The organism is Streptomyces sp. NPDC006193 (assembly GCF_040613915.1).
Lineage (GTDB): Bacteria > Actinomycetota > Actinomycetes > Streptomycetales > Streptomycetaceae > Streptomyces.
In genome coordinates this window covers 291,480-310,831 of the sequence record NZ_JBEXTB010000001.1, presented here as the reverse complement: position 1 = coordinate 310,831, position 19,352 = coordinate 291,480, and the positions used below count along the sequence as shown (strand labels likewise).

The 19,352-nt window shown below is 74.8% G+C and carries 16 protein-coding genes; 5 read left to right on the top strand and 11 right to left on the bottom strand.

All coding sequences use genetic code 11. The features are described from left to right. Positions 1-103 precede the first annotated feature (103 nt). The gene (locus tag ABZ261_RS01320; protein WP_356854503.1) at positions 104-1,552 is read left to right on the top strand and encodes a glycosyltransferase family 39 protein; all 1,449 of its coding nucleotides are present in this window, start codon (positions 104-106) and stop codon (positions 1,550-1,552) included. Positions 1,553-1,595: 43 nt separating this feature from the next. On the opposite strand, the gene ABZ261_RS01315 is transcribed toward ABZ261_RS01320, so the two are convergent. From ABZ261_RS01315 to ABZ261_RS01290, 6 genes are all read right to left on the bottom strand, one after another. After that, positions 1,596-1,988 (bottom strand): NTP pyrophosphohydrolase, encoded by a 393-nt coding sequence (locus tag ABZ261_RS01315; protein ID WP_356854502.1) that lies wholly within the window; start codon positions 1,986-1,988, stop codon positions 1,596-1,598. A gap of 345 nt (positions 1,989-2,333) precedes the next feature. Next, entirely contained in the window at positions 2,334-4,463 is a 2,130-nt protein-coding gene (locus ABZ261_RS01310) for a 3-hydroxyacyl-CoA dehydrogenase NAD-binding domain-containing protein (protein WP_356854501.1), read from the bottom strand. Further along, the gene (locus ABZ261_RS01305) at positions 4,460-5,677 is read right to left on the bottom strand and encodes an acetyl-CoA C-acyltransferase (protein ID WP_356854500.1); all 1,218 of its coding nucleotides are present in this window, start codon (positions 5,675-5,677) and stop codon (positions 4,460-4,462) included. The genes ABZ261_RS01310 and ABZ261_RS01305 overlap by 4 nt, the downstream gene beginning before the upstream one ends. 1,312 nt (positions 5,678-6,989) lie before the next feature. Beyond that, complete coding sequence (locus ABZ261_RS01300) at positions 6,990-8,279, bottom strand: ribonuclease D (protein ID WP_356854499.1); 1,290 nt, start codon at positions 8,277-8,279, stop codon at positions 6,990-6,992. Positions 8,280-8,425: 146 nt separating this feature from the next. Then, positions 8,426-9,082: a response regulator transcription factor gene (locus ABZ261_RS01295; RefSeq protein ID WP_023545949.1), complete on the bottom strand. Its 657-nt coding sequence runs from the start codon at positions 9,080-9,082 to the stop codon at positions 8,426-8,428. A gap of 281 nt (positions 9,083-9,363) precedes the next feature. After that, on the bottom strand, positions 9,364-10,035 hold the full coding sequence (locus ABZ261_RS01290; protein WP_356854498.1) for a DUF3000 domain-containing protein: 672 nt from the start codon (positions 10,033-10,035) through the stop codon (positions 9,364-9,366). A gap of 86 nt (positions 10,036-10,121) precedes the next feature. On the opposite strand from ABZ261_RS01290, the gene hemE reads away from it, so the two are divergent. Beyond that, positions 10,122-11,189 carry a uroporphyrinogen decarboxylase gene (gene hemE, locus ABZ261_RS01285; protein WP_356854497.1) on the top strand — a complete coding sequence of 356 codons (1,068 nt, stop codon included), beginning with the start codon at positions 10,122-10,124 and terminating at the stop codon, positions 11,187-11,189. A 1-nt stretch (position 11,190) separates the two neighbouring features. Here hemE and ABZ261_RS01280 read toward each other — a convergent pair whose 3' ends face one another. Then, on the bottom strand, positions 11,191-12,015 hold the full coding sequence (locus tag ABZ261_RS01280) for a rhomboid family intramembrane serine protease (protein WP_356854496.1): 825 nt from the start codon (positions 12,013-12,015) through the stop codon (positions 11,191-11,193). Between the two features lie 92 nt (positions 12,016-12,107). On the opposite strand from ABZ261_RS01280, the gene ABZ261_RS01275 reads away from it, so the two are divergent. Then, positions 12,108-12,395: a hypothetical protein gene (locus ABZ261_RS01275; protein WP_356854495.1), complete on the top strand. Its 288-nt coding sequence runs from the start codon at positions 12,108-12,110 to the stop codon at positions 12,393-12,395. 106 nt (positions 12,396-12,501) lie between these two features. On the opposite strand, the gene ABZ261_RS01270 is transcribed toward ABZ261_RS01275, so the two are convergent. Both ABZ261_RS01270 and ABZ261_RS01265 read right to left on the bottom strand, forming a co-directional pair. Then, on the bottom strand, positions 12,502-13,911 hold the full coding sequence (locus tag ABZ261_RS01270) for an FAD-dependent oxidoreductase (RefSeq protein ID WP_356854494.1): 1,410 nt from the start codon (positions 13,909-13,911) through the stop codon (positions 12,502-12,504). Positions 13,912-13,938: 27 nt separating this feature from the next. Next, complete coding sequence (locus ABZ261_RS01265; protein ID WP_356854493.1) at positions 13,939-14,919, bottom strand: DUF4349 domain-containing protein; 981 nt, start codon at positions 14,917-14,919, stop codon at positions 13,939-13,941. A 155-nt stretch (positions 14,920-15,074) separates the two neighbouring features. Here ABZ261_RS01265 and hemG point away from each other — a divergent pair, with 155 nt between their 5' ends. Together hemG and hemQ are read left to right on the top strand one after the other, a co-directional pair. Further along, a complete protein-coding gene (gene hemG, locus ABZ261_RS01260) occupies positions 15,075-16,607 on the top strand; it encodes a protoporphyrinogen oxidase (RefSeq protein WP_356854492.1) in 1,533 nt (510 codons plus the stop codon). 5 nt (positions 16,608-16,612) lie between these two features. Beyond that, complete coding sequence (hemQ, locus tag ABZ261_RS01255) at positions 16,613-17,344, top strand: hydrogen peroxide-dependent heme synthase (RefSeq protein ID WP_356854491.1); 732 nt, start codon at positions 16,613-16,615, stop codon at positions 17,342-17,344. Positions 17,345-17,408: 64 nt separating this feature from the next. Here the strand turns inward: hemQ and ABZ261_RS01250 are convergent, their stop codons facing one another. Together ABZ261_RS01250 and ABZ261_RS01245 are read right to left on the bottom strand one after the other, a co-directional pair. Then, the gene (locus tag ABZ261_RS01250) at positions 17,409-18,617 is read right to left on the bottom strand and encodes a hypothetical protein (RefSeq protein ID WP_356854490.1); all 1,209 of its coding nucleotides are present in this window, start codon (positions 18,615-18,617) and stop codon (positions 17,409-17,411) included. Between the two features lie 121 nt (positions 18,618-18,738). Further along, positions 18,739-19,296 carry a hypothetical protein gene (locus tag ABZ261_RS01245; RefSeq protein WP_356854489.1) on the bottom strand — a complete coding sequence of 186 codons (558 nt, stop codon included), beginning with the start codon at positions 19,294-19,296 and terminating at the stop codon, positions 18,739-18,741. Positions 19,297-19,352 lie beyond the last annotated feature (56 nt).

Here is a 19,352-nt window from a genome sequence, read left to right as displayed (position 1 = left end):
GCCCGCATGCTGCGCGGCGGCACCGCATAGCCGCCCGCATCCCGCGCCCCGGCCCCGTATGTCCCGCCCGGCACAGGCGCCGGGGCCGGATAGCGTGCTGCCCATGCTCGCCGCCCCGCTCGCCCCCGCACGGCCCGCGACCACCCGGACGGCGTACTGGACCCGGCTGCTGCCCCTCCTGGCGGTCCTCGCCTGCGTCACCCGCGTCCCCTCCTTCGCCCGCCCGCTGTGGAACCCGGACGAGGGCTACCTCGCCGTCCAGGCCCGGCTGCTGGCCCACGGCGGGCAGCTGTACGACACCGTCGTCGACCGCAAGCCGCCGCTGCTGCCCTGGCTGTACCAGGCCGCGTTCGCGCTGTGCGGCTCCGGCTCGCTCACCCCGCTGCGGGTGCTCGCCGTCGTCGCCCAGCTCCTCACCGCCGCGCTGCTGGCCTCCCTCGCCCGGCGACGGTGGGGCGGCAGCGCGGGCTTCACCGCCGGAGTGCTGTACCTGCTGGTCTCCGTCGGGCTCAACCCCGAGGACGCCCAGGCGGCCGCCTTCGAGCTGTTCATGCTGCCCTGGACGGCCGCCGCCCTGTGGTGCGCCGACCGCGGGCGCTGGGGCTCGGCCGGAGCCGCCGTCGCCGCCGCGTTCCTGACGAAGCAGACCGGCGGTGCGGTCCTGCTGCCGGTGGCCTGGCTGCTGCACCGCCGGGGCGCCACGCGGGCCGGGCTGCTGCGGCTGACGGCCGGGTGCGCGGTCCCCGTGCTCGGCGCGGCGCTGCTGACGGACGCGGGCGGATTCCTGTTCTGGACGGTGACCGGCTCCGCCGGGTACGCCTCCTTCAGCGGCTCCGGACTGCACGTCCTGGCCCGCGCCCTCATCAACACCGCGATCCTGGCCGTGGCGTCGGCCGGGCTGCTCCCGCCCGTCGCACGGGCCCTGCGCACCGCGCGCGCCGGAGCGCCCGACCTGTGGCTGTGGCTGGCCTCCTCGGCCGCCGCCGTCGCCCTCGGCCTGCACTTCTTCGGCCACTACTACCTGCAGCTCACCCCGCCGCTCGCCCTGCTGGCGACCGCCGCGCTGCACGCCCTGCCCCGGCACCGGCACACGGCCGCCGTCCGCACCTCGGCCTGCTGCTGCGCCCTCTTCCTCACCTGGGGGCTGGTGGTGCCCCGCCCGGATCTCGCGCACGCCGAGCGGCTGGCGGCGGCCCTCGCCCACCGCACGGCGCCCGGCGACCGGGTCCTGGTCTGGGGCATGCACCCGGAGACGTACTGGCTGGCCGGCCGCACCCCCGCCACCCGCTACCTGACCGCGGGCCTGCTCACCAACTACAGCGGCGGCCGCGACGGCCCCCGGGTGGGCGAGCAGTACGCCGTCCCCGGCGCCTGGCCGGTCTTCCGGCGGGAGATGGCGGCGCGCGCCCCCGCGCTGGTCGTGGACGACTCCCGGGGCGAGCCGTACGCCCCCGGCCGGATCCCCACCCTGCGCCGCCTGCTGGCCGCGCGGTACGCCGAGGTGGGCCGGGTGGACGGTGCGGTGCTGTACGCCAGGACGCCGGACGGGTGACGTGCGCCCGGCGCGCGGGCTGCCGCAGGAGCTGCGGCCGGGATCAGGGCAGGACCGTACGCGGGCCGGCGACCTGAGCGCCGAGCTCGGTCACCCGGCGCCGCAGTTCCCGGTCGGCGGTGATCACCAGGCGGGGCCGGCCGGTGCTCTGGGCGGTCAGCTCCACGATCCGGTCGTCCCCGCTGCCCGGCGCCGGCTCCACCCGCACGCCCGGTACGGACGTCACCCCGCGGGCCGCGCCCTCGACCACCAGCACGATCTCCGCGGGCCCCGCATGTCCGGGCAGCCCCTCGCTCGCCAGCCGGTCCCGCAGCCGCTCGGCCGCGCCCTTGCGGTCCCGCCACCAGCCGTCGGGCCGGGAGCCGACGACGTTCGCGCCGTCCACGACGACGAGCAGCGGGGCGGGGGAGGGCGGGGTGTCCGGCCGGTCGGTCATGCTGCAAGGGTGCCACGGGCCGGGGGACCGGGAGGCGGCCTGGCCACCCGTGGCCGAGACGGACGGCTCGTGTCCGCCGGCCGCCGGACGGGACCGCCCGGCGGCCGGGCGGTCCCGTCCGGCGGCCCGTGGTCCGCCCCGCGCACGGCGCGCGGCGCGCGGGACCCGCACCCGTCCGGCGGTCGGCCGGGGCGTCACGGCCACCCGGGTCGGGCTCCGGCGGCTCGCGGCCCACAGGGAGGCGGAGCACGTCCGCTCCACCGCGAAGGCGCGGCCGGACACCGGGACGCCGGGTGCCCGCACCCCGGGGAGGGGCGCGGGCACCCGGCGTTCAGCGGCGGGGCGTCACGCGGGCACGCTGGCCACGCCCGGCTCCAGGAACCGCTTGCCGTTGACGCGCTCCGAGACGCCCTCGCGGTCCAGGTACGGCGTGATGCCGCCCAGGTGGAAGGGCCAGCCGGCGCCCGTGATCAGGCACAGGTCGATGTCCTGCGCCTCGGCCACGACGCCCTCCTCGAGCATGAGCCCGATCTCCTGGGCCACCGCGTCCAGGACCCGGGCGCGGACCTGCTCCTCCGTCAACGCGGTGTCGCCCTGCTTGAGCAGCGCGGCGACCTCCAGGTCCAGCTCCGGCTTGCCGCTGTCGTAGACGTAGAAGCCGCGCTTGCCCGCCTCCACGACCGCCTTGAGGTTGGGGGAGACCGTGAAGCGGTCCGGGAACGCGCCGTGCAGCGTCTCGGAGACGTGCAGTCCGATCGCCGGGCCGACCAGCTCCAGCAGCACCAGCGGGGACATCGGCAGACCGAGCGGCTCGACGGCCTTCTCGGCGACCTCGACCGGGGTGCCCTCGTCGATGACGTTCTGGATCTCGCCCATGAAGCGCGTCAGGATGCGGTTCACGACGAACGCCGGGGCGTCCTTGACGAGCACCGCGGTCTTCTTCAGCTTCTTGGCCACGGCGAACGCGGTCGCGAGCGAGGCGTCGTCCGTCTTCTCGCCGCGGACGATCTCCAGCAGCGGCAGGACCGCGACCGGGTTGAAGAAGTGGAAGCCGACGACCCGCTCGGGGTGCCGCAGCTTCGACGCCATCTCCGTCACCGACAGCGAGGAGGTGTTGGTGGCCAGGATCGCGTGCGCCGGGGCGACCGCCTCGACCTCCGCGAACACCTGCTGCTTGACGCCCATCTCCTCGAACACGGCCTCGATGACGAAGTCCGCGTCCGCGAAGCCCTCGGCCTTGTCCAGCACACCGGTCACCAGCGCCTTGAGGCGGTTGGCCTTGTCCTGGTTCACACGGCCCTTGGCGAGCAGCTTGTCGATCTCGGCGTGGACGTAGCCCACGCCCTTGTCGACGCGCTCCTGGTCGATGTCGGTCAGCACGACCGGCACCTCCAGGCGGCGCAGGAACAGCAGCGCGAGCTGACTGGCCATCAGACCGGCGCCGACGACGCCGACCTTGGTGACCGGGCGGGCCAGGTTCTTGTCCGGGGCGCCCGCGGGACGCTTGCCGCGCTTCTGGACGAGGTTGAACGCGTAGATGCCCGCGCGCAGTTCACCGCCCATGATGAGGTCGGCGAGGGCCCGGTCCTCGGCGTCGTAACCCTGCTGCAGGTCGCCGTTCCTGGCGGCGGCGATGATGTCCAGGGCGCGGTAGGCGGCCGGGGCGGCGCCGTGCACCTTGGAGTCCGCGATGGAGCGGCCCCTGGCGACGGCCTGGTCCCAGGCCTCGCCGCGGTCGATCACCGGGCGCTCGATCTCGATCTCGCCCTTGAGGACCGCCGCCGTCCAGATCAGCGACTGCTCCAGGAAGTCGGCGCCCTCGAAGATCGCGTCCGCGATGCCGAGCTCGTAGACCTGCTCGCCCTTGAGCTGCCTGTTCTGGTTGAGGCTGTTCTCGATGATCACCGAGACGGCCTTGTCGGCGCCGATCAGGTTCGGCAGCAGGGTGCAGCCGCCCCAGCCGGGGACCAGGCCGAGGAAGACCTCCGGCAGGGAGAACGCCGGAATGGCCGCGGACACCGTGCGGTAGGTGCAGTGCAGGCCGACCTCGACGCCGCCGCCCATCGCCGCGCCGTTGTAGTAGGCGAAGGTGGGGACGGCCAGCTTCGACAGGCGCTTGAAGACCTCGTGGCCGCCCTTGCCGATGGCGAGCGCGTCCTCGTGCCTCTTCAGCAGTTCGACGCCCTTGAGGTCGGCGCCGACGGCGAAGATGAACGGCTTGCCGGTGATGCCCGCGCCGACGATCTCGCCGTCCGCGGCCTCCTTCTCCACCTGGTCGATCGCGGTGTCGAGGTTGGCGAGCGAGGCGGGGCCGAAGGTGGTCGGCTTGGTGTGGTCGAAGCCGTTGTCCAGCGTGATCAGGGCGAACCTGCCCGCGCCGAGGGGGAGGTCGAAGTGGCGTACGTGCGCCTGAGTGACGACCTCGTCCGGGAACAGCTCGGCCGCGCCCTTCAGCAGTTCGGCGGTGGTGCTCACTTGTCCCCCTCGAAGTTCGGGTTCTCCCAGACGACCGTCGCGCCCATGCCGAAGCCGACGCACATGGTGGTCAGGCCGTAGCGGACGTGCGGCTGCTCCTCGAACTGGCGCGCCAGCTGCGTCATCAGGCGGACGCCGGAGGAGGCCAGCGGGTGGCCGAAGGCGATGGCGCCGCCGTACTGGTTGACGCGCTCGTCGTCGTCGGCGATGCCGTAGTGGTCGAGGAAGGCCAGGACCTGGACGGCGAAGGCCTCGTTGATCTCGAACAGGCCGATGTCGGAGATGGACAGGCCCGCCTTGGCGAGGGCCTTCTCCGTGGCCGGGATCGGGCCGTAGCCCATGACCTCCGGCTCGACGCCCGCGAAGGCGTACGACACCAGGCGCATCTTGACCGGCAGGCCGTTCTCGCGGGCGAAGTCCTCGCTGGCGATGATGGACGCGGTCGCGCCGTCGTTCAGACCGGCCGCGTTGCCGGCGGTGACCCGGCCGTGCACGCGGAACGGGGTCTTCAGGCCGGCCAGGCTCTCCAGCGTGGTGCCCGGGCGCATCGGCTCGTCGGCGGTGACCAGGCCCCAGCCGGTCTCGCCGCCCTCGGGGTTGGTCCGGCGCACCGAGATCGGCACCAGGTCCTGCTGGATCTTGCCGTTGGCGTACGCCTTGGCGGCCTTCTCCTGCGAGCGCACCGCGTACTCGTCGGCGCGCAGCTTGGTGATCTGCGGGTAGCGGTCGTGCAGGTTCTCTGCGGTCATGCCCATGAACAGGGCGGACTCGTCGACCAGCTTCTCGGAGACGAACCGCGGGTTGGGGTCCACGCCCTCGCCCATCGGGTGGCGGCCCATGTGCTCGACGCCACCGGCGATGACGGCGTCGTAGGCGCCGAACGCGATCGAACCGGCGGTGGTCGTCACGGCGGTCAGGGCGCCGGCGCACATGCGGTCGATCGAGTAGCCGGGGACGGACTGCGGCAGACCGGCGAGGATGCCCGCGGTGCGGCCGAGCGTGAGCCCCTGGTCGCCGATCTGGGTGGTCGCGGCGATGGCGACCTCGTCGATCTTCTTCGGGTCCAGACCGGGGTTGCGGCGCAGCAGCTCCCGGATCGCCTTCACGACGAGGTCGTCGGCACGGGTCTCGTGGTAGATGCCCTTCGGGCCCGCCTTGCCGAACGGGGTGCGGACGCCGTCGACGAAGACGACGTCCCTGACGGTACGAGGCACGATGGCTCTCCTCCAGGGTGCGGGATGGCACTGCTGCGCGGCGCTGAGCGCGCGCTCAGAACCATGCTACTTATGGGTAACGTAGCTGCACAGTCCTGCCGCCTGGAGCGGCGAACGTCACACCGTGCCGTCCAGGGATCTTGGCGCGATATCGATGCCCCCGTTCCGCTTCCACGGCCCGCTGAGGCACAGCGACCGCCCCCGCGGCCGCCGCCGGGCCCGGCTGCACAGTTGGCCCACGCCTCCTGACGCGCCGCCGCGGCACCCGCCGGGGCACCCCTGTGGCTGCCGTGCGGCGAGGCCCAGCGCCGAATCGACCCCGCCGCGCTGCCTGCCGGGTGCCGCTGTCACTGCGCGCCGTCGGGGATGCCCGTGCGGCTGCCGCGGGACGAGACCCCGCGCCGCCGCGGCCCGGCCGCACCGCCGCTGCGGTGCGCGCGGGCGCGCCGTCGGGGATGCCTCTGCGGCTGCCGCGGGACGAGACCCCGCGCCGCCGCGGCCCGGCCGCACCGCCGCTGCGGTGCGCGCGCGGTGTGCCGGGGATGCCGTGGCGCGCCGTCGCAGCAGGCCGCCGGGGGACCTCTGTGGCTGCCGTGCGGCGAGGCTCAGCGCCGGATCGACCCCGCTGCGCTGCCTGCCGGATGCCGCTGTCGCTGCGGTGCTTGCGGGGCGTGCTGGGGTGAGGGTGGTGGCGCCGCCGTCGGGGCTCCCCGCGGGGCACCTCTGTGGCTGCCGTGGCGAGGCCCAGCGCCGGATCGACCCCGCCGCGCTGCCTGCCGGGTGTCGCTGTCGCTGTGCGTCGTCGGGGATGTCCGTGCGGCTGCTGCGGGGTGAGACTCCGCGCCGCCGCGGCCCGGCCGCACCGCCGCTGCGGTGCTCGCGGGGGTGTGCCGGGGTGAGGGTCGTGGCGCCGACGTTGGGGCTCCCCGCGGGCCACCTCTGCGGCTGCCACGGGTGAGACTCTGCGCTGCCGCGGCCCGGCCGCACCGCCTGCCAGGGCGCCGCCGCCGCTGCGGTGCTCGCCAGGCGTGCCCGGGGACGCCGTGGCGACGCGGCGGCGCACCGCCGGGTTCACCTCCGTGGATGCCGCCGATCGCCCGCTCGGCCGCCGCCGGGGGCACCTCCGTGGCTGCCGCGAGACGGGACTCCGCGGCGGCACCACCCGGCCGCACGGTATGTGGGGGGTTCGCGCGGCGTGCCGCGGTGAGGCCGCCGCCATGCGGCCGCAGCGCGCCGCCGGAGCCCCGGCGGCGCCCGAGACGCCGGGGTGCCGCCGCTGCGGAGCTCGCGCGGCGTGCCGCGGAAGGGCCGGTCAGGCGTCCGTGGTCGTCAGCGCCTTCAGCAGGACCGGGGTGACCTGCTCCACCTGCCAGGGCCGTGCCCCGTACCCCGCGAGCGCGGCGCCCACGGCGTCCGCGTCCGGGGACGCCGGCGGCTCCCAGCAGATCCGCCGCACCGTGTCCGGGGCGATCAGGTTCTCCTGGGGCATGTTCAGCTGCTCGGCCAGGGCGGACACCCCCGCCCGCGCGGCGGACAGCCGGGCCGCGGCGGCCGGGTCCTTGTCGGCCCACGCCCGGGGCGGCGGGGGGCCCGTCACTGGCTGCCCCGGCTGCGGCAGCGCGGACTCGGGAAGGGCCTTGGCCCGGTCCACGGCCGCCTGCCACTGCTCCAGCTGCCGGCGCCCCATCCGGTGGCCGAACCCGTTCAGCGCGGCGAGCGCGTGCACACTGCCCGGAAGGGAGAGCGCGGCCTCCACGATGGCCGCGTCGCTGAGCACCTTGCCCGGGGACACGTCGCGCCGCTGCGCGATCCGGTCCCGGGTCTGCCACAGCTCCCGTACGACGGCGAGCTGCCGGCGGCGCCGCACCTTGTGCATCCCGGACGTACGGCGCCAGGGGTCCTTCCGCGGCTCGGCGGGCGGGGCGGTCGCGATCGCGTCGAACTCCTGCAGGGCCCACTCCAGCTTGCCCTGCCGCTCCAGCTCCTTCTCCAGCGCGTCCCGCAGATCGACGAGCAGTTCGACGTCGAGCGCGGCGTACCGCAGCCACGGCTCGGGCAGCGGCCGGGTCGACCAGTCGACCGCCGAGTGGCCCTTCTCCAGGACGTAGCCGAGGACGCCCTCCACCATGGCGCCGAGCCCGACCCGGGGGAACCCGGCGAGCCGGCCGGCCAGTTCGGTGTCGAACAGGCGCGCCGGGACCATGCCTATCTCGCGCAGGCAGGGCAGGTCCTGGGTGGCCGCGTGCAGCACCCACTCGGCACCGGAGAGGGCCTTGCCGAGGCCGGACAGGTCGGGGCAGGCGACGGGGTCGATCAGCGCGGTGCCGGCGCCCTCGCGGCGCAGCTGCACCAGGTAGGCGCGCTGTCCGTAGCGGTAGCCGGAGGCGCGCTCGGCGTCCACGGCGACGGGGCCGGAGCCGGCGGCGAAGGCGGCGGTCACCTCGGCGAGGGCCGCCTCGTCGGCGATCACGGGCGGTATGCCCTCGCGGGGTTCGAGCAGCGGAGTCGGCGCCCCCGTCACAGAAGATCCGGCGTCGTCCGGAGGGGTGCTTCCGGCGGGGCGCAGGGTGCTGTCTGCTGCGGTGTCTTGGGCGTCGGTCACCTGTCAAGGGTATCGGTGTGCGCACGGCGCCCGTCGACGGAACGTTCCGTCCACGGGCGCCGCAGGGGCGTAAACCAGTCACTCGGCGGCAACGCCGGGTTCACGGGGATGTGCCGGCGTTCCTCCGGACGGGGCATCCGGAGGGCTCAGTGGATGATCCCGGTGCGCAGCGCGACGGCCACCATGCCGGCCCGGTCGCCCGTGCCGAGCTTGCGGGCGATGCGGGCGAGGTGGCTCTTCACGGTGAGGGCGGACAGGCCCATGGACACGCCGATCGCCTTGTTCGACTGGCCCTCCGCGACCAGCCGCAGCACCTCGACCTCGCGTCCGGACAGTTCGCGGTAGCCGCCCGGGTGGCTCGGGGCACCCGGGGGGCGGCGGTGCATGCGGGCGGCGCCGAGGGGAGCGGCGCCGGGTCGGGTGGGGAGCCCGATGTTGGTGCGGGTGCCGGTGACGACGTAGCCCTTGACGCCGCCGGCCAGCGCGTTGCGGACGGCGCCGATGTCGTCGGCGGCGGAGAGCGCGAGGCCGTTGGGCCAGCCCGCGGCGCGGGTCTCGGACAGCAGGGTCAGGCCGGAGCCGTCGGGCAGGTGGACGTCGGCGACGCAGATGTCGCGCGGGTTGCCGATGCGGGGACGAGCCTCCGCGATGGACGAGGCCTCGATGACATCGCGCACGCCGAGCGCCCACAGATGGCGGGTGACGGTGGAGCGGACGCGCGGGTCGGCCACGACCACCATGGCGGTCGGCTTGTTCGGGCGGTAGGCGACCAGGCTTGCGGGTTGCTCGAGGAGAACGGACACCAGGCCTCCTGGGTGGGGGACGGGGCCGGCTTGTGGGGATGAAGCCGGGACGAACCGTGCTTTCAAGGTCACAGTCGTCTTCGGCAGCAAACTCGTCCGCCTTTAGAGAGTGATCACGATCTAGTGAGTAACAATCCGTGCAATTCGGACACGCGATCGATCATCCGAAGACCGAGTCGGTTCGCACGGACGCACTTTCAGTGCGGAAAGTGGCCGTATCGACAAAGAGATGGTCAACAAGGCGCCCATGGGGATCAAGCCGGCGAAACGATGCGGTCGGCTCAGCGCGACTGCGGGCCCCTGCGCTGCGGCAGGGTCACCACCGACGCGTCCCCCGGACCGGCCGGCGGCAGGCCCGCGACCTGCGCCAGCAGATCGCACCAGGAGGTCAGGTGGGCGGCCGTGTCCGGCACCCCGCCGATGCCCTCGCGGGGCGTCCAGGAGGCCCGGATCTCGATCTGGGAAGCGGCCGGCCGGTCGGCCAGCCCGCCGAAGTAGTGGGAGCTCGCGCGCGTGATCGTGCCGCTCGGCTCGCCGTAGCCGAGCCCGCGCGCCTGCAGCGCCCCGGTCAGCCACGACCAGCACACCTCCGGCAGCAGCGGATCGGCCGCCATCTCCGCCTCCAGCTCGGCGCGCACCAGCGTCACCAGCCGGAACGTGCCCCGCCAGGCGTCGTGACCGGCCGGGTCGTGCAGCAGCACCAGCCGCCCGTCGGCCAGTTCCTGCTCCCCGTCGACCACGACGGCCTCCAGCGCGTACGCGTACGGCGCGAGCCGCTGCGGGGCGGGCGTCGGCTCCACCTCGACCTGCGGCCGCAGCCGCGCCGTGCGCAGCGCGTCGACCGCGGCCCGGAACGCCGGGGGCGGCGCACCGCCCTCCCGCCCCTGAGCCGTGTCCTTCGCGTCGTCCATTCCGTCAGCGCCGTCCGACGATCGTCCCTGAGCCGCAGCCATGCGGGGAAGAGTAAGGGGAAGCGGGCCTCCGCGCAGGGCAAGACACCCCGCGCCGCCGGTCACCGGTGTCGTGCGAGACTTGGCCCGTGACCGCCAACGACATCCTCACGGACCGCCAGCAGGCAGCGACGTACCACAGCGCCTTCCTCAAGGCGTGCCGGCGCGAACCCGTGCCGCACACCCCCGTGTGGTTCATGCGCCAGGCCGGCCGCTCCCTCCCCGAGTACCGCAAGGTGCGCGAGGGCATCCCCATGCTGGAATCCTGCATGCGGCCCGAACTGGTCACCGAGATCACCCTGCAGCCGGTGCGCCGGCACGACGTGGACGCGGCGATCTTCTTCAGCGACATCGTCGTCCCGCTCAAGGCCATCGGCATCGACCTCGACATCAGGCCCGGCGTCGGCCCGGTCGTGGAGCAGCCGGTGCGCACCCGCGCCGACCTGGCCCGGCTGCGCGACCTCACCCCCGAGGACGTGCCCTACGTCACCGAGGCCATCGGCCTGCTCACCCGCGAACTGGGCGCCACCCCGCTGATCGGCTTCGCCGGCGCGCCGTTCACCCTCGCGAGCTACCTGGTCGAGGGCGGCCCGTCCCGGACGTACGAGAATGCCAAGGCGATGATGTACGGCGACCCGGAGCTGTGGGCCGACCTGCTGGACCGCCTCGCCGAGATCACGGCCGCCTTCCTGAAGGTGCAGATCGAGGCCGGCGCGAGCGCCGTCCAGCTCTTCGACTCCTGGGCCGGCGCCCTGGCCCCCGCCGACTACCGGACCTCGGTCATGCCCGCCTCGGCGAAGGTCTTCGACGCCGTCGCCGGCTACGGCGTCCCGCGCATCCACTTCGGCGTCGGCACCGGCGAGCTGCTGAAGCTCATGGGCGAGGCCGGCGCGGACGTCGTCGGCGTCGACTGGCGGGTCCCGCTGGACGAGGCCCGGCGCCGCGTCGGCCCCGGCAAGGCGCTCCAGGGCAACCTGGACCCCACGGTCCTGTTCACCGACCGCGACACCGTCGAGGCCAAGGCCCGCGAGGTCCTCGACGCCGCCGCCGGCATCGGGGGGCACGTCTTCAACCTCGGCCACGGCGTCCTGCCGAACACCGACCCGGACGCGCTGACCCATCTCGTGGAGTACGTCCACACCGCCACCGCGCGCTGACTCACCAGGAGTAGTGGGGCCGGGCCCGCCTGCCGAACAGCAGGCCGGGCGGCTCCGGCGGCGGGGGCGTGCCCGGCTTGAGCGGCCAGGCCAGCAGCATGCCGGCCACGAAGCCCACCACGTGCGCCGCGTACGCCACCGTTCCGGCGCCGGAGACGCCGTGCCCGGAGGAGTACACCGCCTGCAGCCCGAACCAGAAGCCCAGCACCAGCCAGGCGGGCAGCCGCAGCGGCAGGAAGATCAGGAACGGGACCAGGACCCACACCCTGGCCTTCGGGTACAGCACCAGATAGGCGCCGAGGACCCCGGCGATCGCGCCGGACGCGCCGATCAGCGGCTCGCCGGAGGTGTCGTTGAGCAGCGCGAAGCCGTACCCGGCCGCGTAGCCGCAGACGACGTAGAAGAGGAAGTACCGGACGTGGCCCATCCGGTCCTCGACGTTGTTGCCGAAGATCATCAGGAAGAGCATGTTGCCCAGCAGGTGCAGCCAGCCGCCGTGCAGGAACATCGCCGTGAAGACCGACAGCTCCGGCGACTTGTCGTAGGCGGGCGGTCCGACGACGCAGCCCGGGCCGTGCGCGCCCACGCCGACGTCGCCGGTCGGCACCACCGTCGGCAGCTGATGGTGGATCAGCTCCCGCGGCACCGCCGCGTAATGGTCCATGAAGGCCTGCAGATGGCACAGCTGCGCCAGCTCGTCGGCGCCGGCCACCGAACCGGCTGTGCCGGGCGTGGTGAGGAACACCAGCACGTTGGCGGCGACGAGCGCGTACGTCACCCAGGGCGTGCGGCGCGCGGGGTTCACGTCATGGACGGGGATGACCACACAGAAGTAGTGCCCGCGATGTGCCGGGTGAATCGGTGAACGCCGCCGGGCGCCGGTCCGTATGTGTGCTCAACCGACGTGAGGATCAGGCGATGACGAACGCTCCCCAGGTTCCGGCGATGCACGCCCTGCCCGACGGCGAGGCCGAGCTGTCCTTGGTGCTGCGGCTCCCCTGGGAGGACGTCGCTCGGCTCGGCCAGGAGGCGGGACGGCTCGCCGCGCAGATGAAGCGGCCGGTGACGCTGGACGAGGCGGTGAGTCACCGGCTGCGCTCCGCGCGGCCGGCGGCGTCGCACGCCAGGCCCTCCGGGGAGCAGCCCGCGCCCGTGACCCCCGGCGCGGGCGTCACCTCCCTGCCGCGGATCAGCGGGACCGCCTGACCGCGGCGCGCGGCCCGGCCGGCCGCGCCGACGTGCGGCGGCGCCGCGTCCCGGGCGCGGCCCCGCATCCCGGGCGCGGCCCCGCGCCCGCCGCGGAGCCGCCGCCTCAGCCGCGCCCCTCGCGCACCTTCGCCGCCGCCTTCCTCGCCGCGACCAGCACCGGGTCCCACACCGGCGAGAACGGCGGCGCGTACCCCAGGTCCAGTGCGGTCATCTGCTCCACCGTCATCCGCGCGGTCAGCGCCACCGCCGCCGTGTCGACCCGCTTCGCCGCGCCCTCCCGGCCGACGATCTGCACGCCCAGCAGCCGGCCCGTGCCCGGCTCGGCGAGCATCTTCACCGTCATCGGGGCGGCGCCCGGGTAGTAGCCGGCGCGGCTGGTCGACTCGATCGTGACCGCCTCGAAGCGGAGGCCCACCCGCCGGGCGTCCTTCTCCCGCAGGCCGGTGCGGGCGATCTCCAGGTCGCAGACCTTGCTGACCGCCGTGCCGACGACCCCCGGGAACGTCGCGTAGCCGCCGCCGGCGTTGGTGCCGATGACCTGCCCGTGCTTGTTGGCATGGGTGCCGAGCGGCACGTACTGCTCCTGCCCCGAGACCAGGTTCAGCACCTCCACGCAGTCGCCGCCCGCCCAGACGTTCCCGTGGCCGCGCACCCGCATCGCGAGGTCGGTGAGCAGGCCGCCGTGGCCGCCGAGCGGGAGGCCCGCCGCGCGCGCGAGGGCGGTCTCGGGGCGGACGCCGATGCCGAGGACCACCAGGTCAGCCGGGTATTCGGCGTCCTCGGTGACGACGGCCCGGACGCGGCCGTCGGCGCCGGTGAGGATCCCGGTCACCTCGGCGTCGTTCACCATGGTGATGCCCAGGCCCTCCATGGCCCGGTGCACCAGCCGTCCCATGTCCGGGTCGAGCGTCGACATCGGCTCCTTGCCGCGGTTGACGACCGTGACCTCGAAGCCCCGGTTGATCAGCGCCTCCGCCATCTCCACGCCGATGTACCCGGCGCCGACGACGACCGCCCGCCGCCCGCGGGTGCGTCCCAGCGTGTCCAGCAGGGCCTGGCCGTCGTCCAGGGTCTGCACGCCGTGCACGCCGGGGGCGTCCGCGCCGGGCAGGTCCGGGCGTACCGGGCGGGCGCCGGTGGCGATGACGAGCTTGTCGTACGGCGTCCAGGACTCGGCGCCGGAATCCAGGTCACGCGCGCGCACCCGCTGTCCGGCCACGTCGATCTCCGTGACCTCGGTGCGCAGCCGCACCTCGATCCCGCGCGCCCGGTGCTCCCCGGGCGTACGCGCGATGAGCTCGTCCCGCTCCGTGACCTCGCCGCCCACCCAGTACGGGATGCCGCACGCCGAGTAGGAGGTGAAGTGGCCGCGCTCGAAGGCCACGATCTCCAGTTCGTCCCGGTCCTTCAGCCGACGCGCCTGCGACGCCGCGGACATGCCCGTGGCGTCGCCGCCGATCACGACCAGCCGTTCCCTGCGGCTGCCGCCGCCCCGCCCACCGCCGATGCTCATGGGAACACGCTACGGGCAGCGGGCCGTTCAGTCCCGGCCGGCCTCCCCGGCCTCCCCGGCCTCCCTGGCGGACTCCGGCGCCGGACGCGCCGGCGGCAGCGGGCCGAACGGGGCCGGGGACGCTCCCCGGCGGCGCGGCAGCCGGGGGCGTACGGCCCGCAGCCACAGCAGCGCCAGCAGTCCGGCGAGGGCCGCGAACGGCAGGGCGGCGCCGAGCGCGAGGGCGGTCCAGCGCAGCAGCGTCACCAACACGCGCCAGCCGCCCGTGAGCGCGTCCGTGAACCCCGGCGTGCCGTCACCGGCCGCCCGCCGCACCGGCGCCTCCGACAGCGACAGGGTGACGGTGGCCATGTCCGTGCGGTCCTTCAGGGACGCCTGCCGGGCCAGCAGCGCCTCCAGATCGGCCTGACGGCTGCTCAACTCCCCTTCCAGGGACACGATGTCGCTCAGCCTGGTCGCCCGGTCCATCAGCGCGCGGATCCGGTTCACGCTGGCCCGCTGCGACCTGATCCGGCTGTCCACGTCCACGACCCGGTCGGTGACGTCCACCGCCCGGACCGTGCGGTCCACCAGCTTCCCCGCGCCCTGCAGGCCGGTCAGCACCTCCTCGTACTTCTCGGCGGGCACGCGCAGCACCACCCGGGTGCGCTCGCGGCCGCCGGCGTCCCGGCGGGTGCTCTCCTCGCCGACGTAGCCGCCCGCCTCCTCGGCGGTCGCGCGGGCCGCCCCCAGGGCCTCGGCGACGTCCTCGACCTCGACGGTGAGGGAGGCGGTGCGGACGATCGCCGTCGGCAGGGCCGCGGACGTCCCGCGGGCGGCCTTCCCGCCCTCCGCCGTGCCGCCGGGGGCGCCCGCCCGCCGGGCCCCGGCGTCCGCCGCGGACTTCGCCGAGTCGCCGCCCCCGTCGCCCGGCCCGCCGCACCCGGCGAGCGCGAGGCAGACGGCGAGCAGGACCCCGGCCAGGGGCCGCGGGGAACGAGCCGGACGGGCGGAACGTGGTGTGCGCATGGGTACCCCCGGGACTGCGGTGGACGACGCTCCTACGACGGCGTCCGCGGCGGCGGCGTTCGGCGGCGCCGGTCCCGATGAGGTCACGGTCCCGACTCGTTCCGGACACCCCGGGCCCCGGCGGGAGCGCGGACGCGGTCTGAGAGAGTGGGCGCATGAGCGCAACGGGTAGCGGTGCCGCGGGCGGGGGCCTGGGGCACGTCGTCGTCATCGGGGCGGGCATCTCCGGGCTGGCCGCCGCGCACCGGCTGCTGGACCGGGGGGCGCGGGTGACCGTGCTGGAGGCGAGCGACCGGGTCGGCGGCAAGCTGCTGCCCGGCGAGATCGCCGGAGTGCGCGTCGACCTGGGCGCCGAGTCCCTGCTCGCCCGCCGCCCCGAGGCGGTGGCGCTCGCGCGTGAGGCGGGCCTCGGCGAGCGGCTGCGGCCGCCGGCCACCGCGACCGCCGCGATCTGGACCCGCGGTGCGCTGCGGCCCATGCCCAAGGGCCATGTGATGGGCGTCCCCGGCACCGCCGACGCGCTGCGCGGTGTGCTGTCCGACGAGGGTTTGGCCCGTATCGCGCGCGACACCGACCTGCCCCGCACCGAGATCGGCGACGACGTGGCCGTGGGCGAGTACGTGGCGGCCCGGCTCGGCCGCGAGGTCGTCGACCGCCTGGTGGAGCCGCTGCTGGGCGGGGTCTACGCGGGCGACGCCTACCGCCTCTCGATGCGCTCGGCCGTCCCGCAGCTCTTCCGGGCGGCGCGCGGCCACGACTCCCTGACGGCGGCGGTCCGCGCGCTCCAGGCGCGGGCCGCGGCGGACCGGGCGGCCGGACCGGTGTTCATGGGCATCGAGGGCGGCGTCGGCAGCCTCCCGCCGGCGGTCGCCGCGACCGTGCGGGCGCGCGGCGGCGAGGTCCTGACCGGGACGCCGGTGCGGGAGCTGCGCCGGGGCGGCACGGCGCGGCCGGGCGCGGCGGGAAGCGCCGGCGCGGGGGACGCCGCGGCGGCCGCGCCGTCGGAAGGCGCCTGGCGGATCGTGGCCGGCGACCGGGTGCTGCACGCGGACGCCGTCGTCCTCGCCGTCCCCGCCCCCGCGGCCGCCGGGCTGCTGCGCGCCGAGTCCCCGGAGGCCGCCGCCGAACTGGCCGCCGTCGAGTACGCCTCGATGGCCCTGGTCACCCTCGCCTACCGGCGCACCGGCCTGAACCTGCCGGAGGGCAGCGGCTTCCTGGTGCCGCCCGTGGACGGCCGCACCATCAAGGCGTCCACGTTCGCCTCGCAGAAGTGGGACTGGATCGCCGAGCAGGACCCGGACGTGGTCGTGCTGCGCACCTCCGTGGGCCGCTACGGCGAGACGGAGGTGCTCGGCCGGGACGACGCCGAGCTGGTGGAGATCTCCCGGCACGACCTGCGGGAGGCGACCGGCCTGGACGCCGTGCCCCTGGAGACCCGGGTCACCCGCTGGACCGACGGCCTGCCGCAGTACCCCGTCGGCCACCACGCGCGCGTGGCCCGCGTCCGCGAGCACGTCGCCAAGCTCCCCGGCCTCGCCGTGTGCGGCGCGCAGTACGACGGCGTCGGCGTCCCGGCGTGCATCGCGAGCGCGTACGCCGCCGTGGACCAGCTGGCCGGCGACCCGGCCGCGGCGCGGGCGCTGACCGCCGACCCGGTGCAGAGCCTGCACGGCGGGGCGGGAGAATAGGGGCCATGAGTGACGACGCCACCACCACCGAGTCCGGCAGGATCCCGAACAAGGGCAAGCTGGCCAAGGACCTGAACGAGGTCATCCGCTACACCCTGTGGTCGGTCTTCAGGCTGAAGGACGTGCTGCCGGAGGACCGCGCGGGCTACGCCGACGAGGTCCAGGAGCTGTTCGACCAGCTCGCCGCCAAGGACGTGACGGTCCGCGGCACCTACGACGTCTCCGGCCTGCGCGCGGACGCCGACCTCATGATCTGGTGGCACGCCGAGACCAGCGACCAGCTGCAGGAGGCGTACAACCTCTTCCGCCGCACCAGGCTGGGCCGCGCCCTGGAGCCGGTGTGGTCGAACATGGCGCTGCACCGCCCCGCCGAGTTCAACCGCTCGCACATCCCGGCGTTCCTCGCCGACGAGACGCCCCGCGCCTACGTGAGCGTCTACCCGTTCGTGCGCTCCTACGACTGGTACCTGCTGCCCGACGAGGACCGCCGCCGCATGCTCGCCGACCACGGCAAGATGGCCCGCGGCTACCCGGACGTGCGGGCCAACACGGTCGCCTCGTTCTCCCTCGGCGACTACGAGTGGATCCTGGCGTTCGAGGCCGACGAGCTGTACCGCATCGTCGACCTCATGCGCCACCTGCGCGGCTCCGAGGCCCGGATGCACGTCCGCGAGGAGGTGCCGTTCTTCACGGGCCGCCGCAAGGACATCGCCGAGCTGGTGGCGGGCCTGGCGTAACACCCCGCACGGCGGCCCTGCCGGGCAGCCGCCCGGCAGGCCGGCGTGGCGCGCTCGGGGGCTGTCAGGGTGCGCGGCGACGGGCGCGGAGCCGGGCGATGAGCCCGGCCGGGACCAGGACCGCCGCGCCCGCGGCGAGGAAGCCCGCCGTCCAGCTCGGGCCGCCGGCTGCGCCGGTGGCCTCGATGGTGAGGGGAGCGGTGTCGTTCTCCGGGGCGGCGTCGTCCCGCAGCCGTTCCGGCGGGGCGTCGACCCGGACCATGCCGCCGTCGAGCTCGGAGGTGTCGTCGATCCGGAGCTCGAAGGGATAGTCGCGGTGGAAGCCGTCCCGGAGCATGGGCAGGTCGAAGCCGGTGGTGTACAGGCCGTACTCGCACAGGTACGGCTTCCCCTTTCCGGGGTCGCCGCCGCCGCAGTGCTCAGGGGTGCTCACGACGGTCACGCCTCGGGGGAGCCGCACCGCGACCCTGGCGAAGGGGATGCTGTTCTCGGCGTCCAGTTGCGCTTTGACGTCGGCGCCGTGGAAGTCCAGGGACAGCTTCGCCGTGACCGTGTCGCCCTTGCGGCCCTTGACCGCGGCGCCCTTGACCGCGAGGTCCCAGGCGTTGTCCACGGACACCTCCAGCCTGCCGCTCGACATGCCGTCGGTCACGCGGGCGGCGGGAGGCACGCCACCGGTCCGTTTCACGAGGGTCAGCTCTTTGCCCCGGCCCCGGCCCCGGTGCCGGTCCCGCCACTTGCCGTAGGGCGGCCAGCCCATTCCGGTCGCGTCCTCCACGGACACCACCTCGTCCAGCGCCGCCTTCCCCACGGTCACGGCGACGGGCGCCAGGTCGACGGACTCGCCGGGCTGGACGCGCGTGTCGATCAGGCACAGCGCTTGGTGGTGCGTGCGGCTCGCCGGGTTCTCCTCCACATCGGTGCCGTACTCGCAGTTGCGGTACTCCGTCGCGAACGAGAGTCTCTCGGAGAGATTGATGGAGACCGCCACCTGGTGCAGCGCATGCTCGCCGTGATGGGTGAAACCGGCGCGGACGTGGAACGTGGCCCCGACGCGCGGGCGTTCGCCGCCGTCCCGGTCCAGGCGGTCGAGCGTCATCCTCTTCCCGTCCGTCGTGGCGGCGGTGTGGAGCGCGTGGCTGCCGGCCGCGGGCAGGGGCCGCAGGTCCGTCCGGCCGGGCGCGTGTGCCGCCGGCACGCCCAGGAGCAGCCCCCCGCCCAGCACGGCGGCCGTCAGTGCCCGCATCCGGCCCGGCGCGGCCCGTCTCATCATGTGTCCCCTTCGGAGATCCGCCGCGGCGAGCCCGGGTGCGTCGCCTGCACCTGTGGGGACTCGGACACCGGCCCCAGGGTTGTACGGGGTTCCGCGGCCGGGCCGCGTCGGCCGCCGTCGTTCAGCCCCTGGCGTTCGCGCGGGACAGGCGGAACGCCGAGACGAGGAAGAAGATCCCCCCGAGCGTGGCGTAGCCGGCGAGGGCGGTCAGCGAGGGGTCGTGCTGCGCGGCGCTGCGGATGAACGTCGCGCCGGCCAGTACCGAGATGCCGCCGCTGACGATCATGGCCCACTGGCCGCCCATCGGCCGGCGCGCGACGCCCACGAGGAGCTGGACCAGCCCGGAGACGACGGCCCACGCGCCCCAGACACGCAGCACGTCGGAGGTGCCGGAGGCGCCGGCGACCGCGACGCCGACCGCGGCGAGCGAGCTGACGGCGATGTTGGCGTACAGCCCTCCGGCCGGCCCGCCGGCGCGGGCCGACCTGGCGTCGACGACGGCCGCGGCCACGTCGAAGGCCGGATAGACGAACAGCAGCAGGCGGACCCCTAGGGTGAGGTCCGGGCCGGACGCCAGCAGGAGCCCCGCCCAGGCGGCGGCGAAGACGAAGCGGACGAGGTACAGCCGGCGCAGGGTGCCGGGGGCGCCGATCTGCTCGGCGGAGGCGGTGGATGCCATGGCGGGTTCTCCCGTGGTCGCAAAGTAGAGAGAACGTTCTCTCTTGTTTGTAGCCT